Below are 243 nucleotides of genomic sequence, written 5' to 3'. Positions count from 1 at the left end.
CGTGGCCGCTTCAACGTCTCCCACCTATCCTACACAAACCGCACCGAATGCCAATACCAAGCTATAGTGAAGGTCCCGGGGTCTTTTCGTCCTGCCGCGCGTAACGAGCATCTTTACTCGTAGTGCAATTTCACCGGGTCTGTGGTTGAGACAGCAGGGGAGTCGTTACGCCATTCGTGCAGGTCGGAACTTACCCGACAAGGAATTTCGCTACCTTAGGATGGTTATAGTTACCACCGCCGT

General features: G+C 53.9%; 1 rRNA gene. It reads right to left on the bottom strand.

What is annotated here, in order from left to right:
* A 23S ribosomal RNA gene (locus tag HMPREF2656_RS02445) occupies positions 1 to 243 on the bottom strand; the annotation flags it as partial.

The organism is Corynebacterium sp. HMSC034B08 (assembly GCF_001835805.1).
Lineage (GTDB): Bacteria > Actinomycetota > Actinomycetes > Mycobacteriales > Mycobacteriaceae > Corynebacterium > Corynebacterium coyleae.
The sequence above is the reverse complement of the archived record's forward strand: the minus strand, read 5'-3'. Positions and strand labels throughout refer to the sequence as shown.